9 protein-coding genes are annotated in these 5,294 nt (G+C 40.5%); all 9 read left to right on the top strand.

Annotated elements, in window-relative coordinates:
• The coding region (locus G337_RS0118615; protein WP_028865218.1) for an integrase core domain-containing protein at positions 1-223 on the top strand (223 nt) is incomplete at its 5' end.
• Positions 224-254: 31 nt separating this feature from the next.
• Entirely contained in the window at positions 255-587 is a 333-nt protein-coding gene (locus G337_RS28720; protein WP_157619385.1) for a hypothetical protein, read from the top strand.
• A gap of 111 nt (positions 588-698) precedes the next feature.
• Positions 699-1,508, top strand: coding sequence for a nuclease-related domain-containing protein (locus tag G337_RS0118605; RefSeq protein WP_028865217.1), 810 nt, complete (start codon positions 699-701; stop codon positions 1,506-1,508).
• Between the two features lie 449 nt (positions 1,509-1,957).
• Positions 1,958-2,848, top strand: a complete 891-nt coding sequence (locus tag G337_RS27885; protein WP_028865216.1) for a peptidoglycan-binding domain-containing protein — start codon at positions 1,958-1,960, stop codon at positions 2,846-2,848.
• Between the two features lie 87 nt (positions 2,849-2,935).
• Positions 2,936-3,295 (top strand): hypothetical protein, encoded by a 360-nt coding sequence (locus tag G337_RS0118595; RefSeq protein WP_157619383.1) that lies wholly within the window; start codon positions 2,936-2,938, stop codon positions 3,293-3,295.
• Positions 3,292-4,056, top strand: coding sequence for a hypothetical protein (locus G337_RS26675; protein ID WP_051303391.1), 765 nt, complete (start codon positions 3,292-3,294; stop codon positions 4,054-4,056). Before G337_RS0118595 ends, G337_RS26675 begins: the two co-directional genes overlap by 4 nt.
• 10 nt (positions 4,057-4,066) lie before the next feature.
• Positions 4,067-4,261 carry a hypothetical protein gene (locus G337_RS0118585; RefSeq protein WP_028865214.1) on the top strand — a complete coding sequence of 65 codons (195 nt, stop codon included), beginning with the start codon at positions 4,067-4,069 and terminating at the stop codon, positions 4,259-4,261.
• A 34-nt stretch (positions 4,262-4,295) separates the two neighbouring features.
• Positions 4,296-4,607, top strand: a complete 312-nt coding sequence (locus G337_RS26670) for a hypothetical protein (protein WP_028865213.1) — start codon at positions 4,296-4,298, stop codon at positions 4,605-4,607.
• 28 nt (positions 4,608-4,635) lie between these two features.
• Complete coding sequence (locus G337_RS29290; RefSeq protein ID WP_245597684.1) at positions 4,636-4,707, top strand: hypothetical protein; 72 nt, start codon at positions 4,636-4,638, stop codon at positions 4,705-4,707.
• Positions 4,708-5,294: the final 587 nt, after the last annotated feature.

Below are 5,294 nucleotides of genomic sequence, written 5' to 3'. Positions count from 1 at the left end.
TATGGATGGAAAAGGTTGCTGGGTTGACAATGTGATGATCGAGCGATTTTGGCGGAGTTTGAAATATGAAGAGGTATATTTAAAGGCTTATGAAACGCCAAAGGAAGCAGAGCTTGAAATTAGTAACTATATAGTGTTTTATAACGAGCAGCGATACCATCAGAGTCTTGACAACCTAACACCAGATCAGGTTTATTTTGCAAGACAAAGGTTCGCCACATAACTTGGGTTGATCACTTAAGAAACTAGGTTGTGTGTCCAGTCAATGGGGTCCATTTCTCCTTTTACCACTATCGTGCTGTAAAAAACTTGAAGATCTAAATTTTTCAGATAGTAAGGTTAAAGATTTAACCCCTATCAGTTCTTGCTTGAAACTTGGAAATGTCGATTGTGCAAACACGTTAGTTACTGATTTATCACCTCTTAAAAATTTAAACAATTTATGTATGTTAGATATTCAAGGAACTGAAGTAAAAACGTTAAAGGACATAACTGCACTGAATTTAGTTTGGGTTAATGGTAATCAGCATGTTAGTAAAATAACTTGGACATCTAAAATCAATGGTGAAGAAATCTTTGTGCTGTGATCAATAGTGAGAGCACCAAAACCTTTAACCCCTTAATAAACTGATTTTGTGGGAGCGGGGTTTGGTGTTTCTTCTTTTTACTCAAAATGTAATATCAGCCAAGGATTTAAAATGGATTTTATCGCTTTGTTTAGTGGTGTCTTAGGAAAGCTCTGGTACTTCATACCATTTATTGTTTTTGTAACAGTCGTTAAGTCTGCCTGGTTTAAAGGGGTCTTTGGTGAGTTTCTGGTTAACTTTTTATTAAAGAAATTCCTGCCGCAGGAGCAGTATACTTTAATCAAAAATGTCACCTTGCCAACCGAAAACGGCACCACACAAATCGACCATATTGTGGTTTCGCAGTTTGGTGTGTTTGTTATTGAGACCAAAAATATGAAAGGCTGGATCTTTGGTAATGCTAAGCAGAAGCAGTGGACGCAGAAGATTTTCAAATACACCGGTAAGTTTCAAAATCCGCTTCATCAAAATTACAAACACACACAAACATTAGCCGCTTGTTTAGACATTCCAAGTGAGCTTATCTATTCTGTGATTGTATTTATTGGCGACAGCACCTTTAAAACAAAAATGCCGGAAAATGTCACTTATGCGCGTGGTTGTGTTGAGTACATTAAAACGAAAAATGAACGTCATTTTACCGCAGAGCAAGTTGCCGAGATAGTATCTGTAATAGAAGCAGGGCGTTTATCCCGCGGTTTGAAAACCAACTTAGCCCATAACCAGCATGTAAAAACCATAATTCAAAGCAGACAATCGGCTGACATTGTTAGCGATGAAAAGGAAAACTCAGAGCCTGTTTGTCCTAAATGCGGCTCTGCAATGACATTAAGAGTTGCGAAAAAAGGTAAGAATGCGGGTAATCAATTCTGGGGCTGCACTAACTTCCCTCAATGTAGAAAAGTTATTGGCGTAAATTAAAAGCCAAGGGTTTACCTCGTTCTCATGTCTGCACAGTAACGCATAGTTTTGTGCTTGGCGGTTCGTTTATATGAATTCCCACGCGGAGCATGGGAACCAGCAATGCATCTCTTCACCATGTTTATTGATGTCGTGATAGCTCATCTCTGCTAAACATAGAAAGCACTTTACGATTTACTTCATCTGTTAGTGCTGCTTGATTAATTAAGGATCAAAGCGACTAAATACTTGCTTAATAGTTCGTATGAATTCTCCACTAGAACTTGGCTGCAAGCTTTTGGCGAGGGTGATCTGGTCGTGATTGATGAAAAAAAGGATGGGAGGCTTTAAAGGTGTAATAGGGTGTAATAGAAATGCTTCGGGGCTGGGCTAGCATTGAATTGAGATGGAGATACACCGGCAGCAGTCAGTATGCTGTCAATATTCCAGACTAATTTAATGAGGTTATTATGAATCTTAGAGAAAACAGTCGAGGCGAGGACGTTAAAACCGTTCAAGAAATCCTGAAACAACTTGGCTTTAAGCCAGGGGGCGTTGACGGCTGGTACGGCGAAAAAACCGAGGCTGCTGTCATCCGGTTTCAGGAACAACATCATCTTTATGCTGATGGTATCGTTGGCTCCAATACATGGCGAGAACTGCATCAGGCATTACATATTCATATAGAAGAACAGATCAATCCTCAGGTTGAAAATGGTTATCAAACTGAGCTGATGGACTGGAAGCGTGTCCCGGCAGATAAGTATCGTGACGGTTATGATCGCTTCTTTCTAAGGCAGGATGCTGCTGAGGCTTATATGCGTGTTCGTGAAAGAGTGATTGAGGCGGGTGGAAAGTTAACCAGCTCCGGTGCCCGTCGATCACTTAACGCTGCAGTCAGCGCATCCCGCAGTGCAACTTCGTTTCATTATACCGGCAGAGCACTGGATTTGTTTGTCGGCAGTGCAATGGAAAACCGCAACCGTGATCCCTTTGTGGTTGCTGCCGACGGCGATCGCTGCTGGCGTGTGTATGTGCGGGCAGAAGGCGGTGAGTCAATGAAAATTGAAGCTGTAACTTATGGTTCGCGCAACCAAGGGCGTTTAATTTCCGGTCGTTTTATAGATTTGACTGCTCTGTTTGAAACGCAAGGTTTTAAACGTATCCGTGCCCGCCGTTCCTTTTTTACCGGCGGCTCCTGGCTCGGCGCAGAGTGGTGGCATTTTCAATATGAGAACGGGCTTGAAAAAGGAGTATCGACCTTTGGGGATGAGCTTCTAAAAGTTTATACCGAAAAGCAGATTCGCCGGACACCCGTATGGCAATACCGTACTCGAATATTTGGTGTTAACTGGTTCTAATTAATCATGAAAATGCTAACGCGTGCACACAGGCTGCTGGAGTACTGCTTCTATCCATGCCTGTAATAGGTGGCATGAAGCGTTAGCTTGAGAAAGTATAATATGAACAAACTGCAGTTACCGATAGTTATTATTTATGTCTCCATACTCTCTGCCTGTTCAGGTATACAAATAACTGATAAGGATGGAACAGTACATCATTTAATTATTGGTATAGGCGTTGTTTCCAGCGCTAATACAAATGATGATTCATCTGTTCAGGTGATAAAAAGTAATGTTATCGGCTTACATCTGTCTAGTCAGCCCGGTCTAAAGTTCGGCGCTGGTTATCTATCCTCTAGTACCCTGAAAATACCCTCTAATGCAAACGTAACTGTTGAAGTAAAAGAGAAGCCGATGGGAACTATTGTCATAGAATCAATAGAGTATAAAGAGGAGGAAAAATGAAAAAACAACAAGGATCTTTAATTAAATTTATACCGCTAATTAGACGAATCACATGCATTATCGCCGCACCAATTGTGCTTGCTGGTTGTGCGACTGCTCCTAACTCAGTAATCGTCACATCTGCAACTGTTATTGGTGTTGATATTTCACAAGATCAGGCAACTCAAGCTCCGTCTGCAACACTTGGATATAAACGGGCTGAATTTGCTTATGTTCCAACAAATAAAGGAGAAGCAGGAAAAAGTACTGATTCTGAAGATACAGAAAATGCTGCTGACGCCGCAGAGAGTGATAAAGGGCTGGAATCTACCGGAAACGGTGCTAAAGACAGTGCAAATGTACTGATGGAACTCAGATACTCTGGGATATTTAGTACGGGAAATGAATCCGGTATATATCAAAGACTAGCTGTCGGGGATATCGCGGTGAAGCAGGAGGGAGCATCTGTTTTGTTTGCGAAAGATGCAGGCGGCAATGTTGATAAAAATGCCGCAAAATTTGTAACCAAGGCAAACATAAAATTAGCGGAAGAAGAAATGCAGTTGAAAACAGTCATTGTATTTTTAAAAAACTCAACTGGTGCACTTGATGTGGAAAAAAGAGATTCGTTAATAGCACAAGCTAAGATAAATGCACCACAAACGATTACCACATCTGTAGAAAATGCACTGAAAAAGCCTGCTGGGTTAAGTGAATTGAACGCTTTGATGGCAGATGATCTTAGTGAAACTATTTTCCCGATGTACAAAGCAATTCCATAAGGAGAACGACATGAGCACACTTCGCTTGTCTGTATTTGATGATGAAGAAAAAGCATTGATTGAGAAAGAAAGGCTTAAGATAAAGGGCTATACAGTTAATATTGAAACTTGTTCCAATATAGTTGTAGATACAAGAGATCTTGGAGGTACATTAGAATATTTAAGCGATCCAGATGGTGATGCTTTTGTATTAGTAGCAAAATAAACCAAATATAGGACAGCGCAGTCTTTCTAAACTAATGGCTGTCCAATATTCTATAGACATTCCAAGCGAGCTTATCTATTCGGTGATTGTGTTTATCGGCGACAGCACTTTTAAAACAACAATGCCGGAAAATGTCACCTATGCACGTGGTTGTGTTGAATATATTAAAACAAAAAATGAACGTCATTTTACCGCTGAGCAAGTTAGTGGGATAGTATCTGTAATAGAAGCGGGGCGCTTGTCCCGTGGTTTGAAAACCAACTTAGCCCATAACCAGCATGTGAAAACGATTATTCAAAGCAGACAACCGGCTGATGTTGTTCTAGGTGGAAAGAAAAACTTCTGAGCCTGTTTGCCCTAAATGCGGATCTGCAATGACATTAAGAGAAGCTAAAAAAGGCAAGAACGCCGGTAATCAATTCTGGGGCTGCACTAACTTCCCTTAATGTAGAAAAGTTATTGGCGTAAATTAAAAGCCAAGGGTTTACCTCGTTCTCATGTCTGCACTGTAACGCATAGTTTTGTGCTTGGCGGTTCGTTTATATGAATTCCCACGCGGAGCATGGGAACTAGTGAAAAATGCTATCAAATAACGGCTGAGGGATTAAGCCGCTATTTGATAATTTATCTCAATGCCCTCGTTGTCATTCCCGATCTTAAGAAATGGAAAAGCCGGAAACCGCAAAGATATCCCTATGTATTTACTTAGATAACAAATTATTAATGTTCAATTTTTCTATTTACCTTCAAGTCAAATAAAAGTATTATCGCCACCACAAAAAACTCGTTGTCACGCAAAGGTCAAATACATAAAATGATTGGCACTAGTAAAAAGGGAATTAAATATGAGTGAAATAATACTCACTAACCGGACGTTAACAGCACAAGCTTTTCAGAACCAATGCGGCATCAATATAGATAAACTTTCAACTTATAACGGGTAAGCGTCCGGCAAACTACACTGAACGCTTTTTATAATTCCACGGTAAGATTTCATCGACTAGCTCGGGTGAGCTGCTGAGGTGATCTAAGC

This window comes from Psychromonas aquimarina ATCC BAA-1526 (genome assembly GCF_000428725.1).
GTDB lineage: Bacteria > Pseudomonadota > Gammaproteobacteria > Enterobacterales > Psychromonadaceae > Psychromonas > Psychromonas aquimarina.
The sequence above is the reverse complement of the archived record's forward strand: the minus strand, read 5'-3'. Positions and strand labels throughout refer to the sequence as shown.

Coding starts and splice junctions, on each gene's coding strand:
- G337_RS26670 (WP_028865213.1), top strand. CDS start 4,296: ATGGCTGTCCAATATTCTATAGACATTCCAAGCGAGCTTATCTATTCG.
- G337_RS0118585 (WP_028865214.1), top strand. CDS start 4,067: ATGAGCACACTTCGCTTGTCTGTATTTGATGATGAAGAAAAAGCATTG.
- G337_RS27885 (WP_028865216.1), top strand. CDS start 1,958: ATGAATCTTAGAGAAAACAGTCGAGGCGAGGACGTTAAAACCGTTCAA.
- G337_RS0118605 (WP_028865217.1), top strand. CDS start 699: ATGGATTTTATCGCTTTGTTTAGTGGTGTCTTAGGAAAGCTCTGGTAC.
- G337_RS26675 (WP_051303391.1), top strand. CDS start 3,292: ATGAAAAAACAACAAGGATCTTTAATTAAATTTATACCGCTAATTAGA.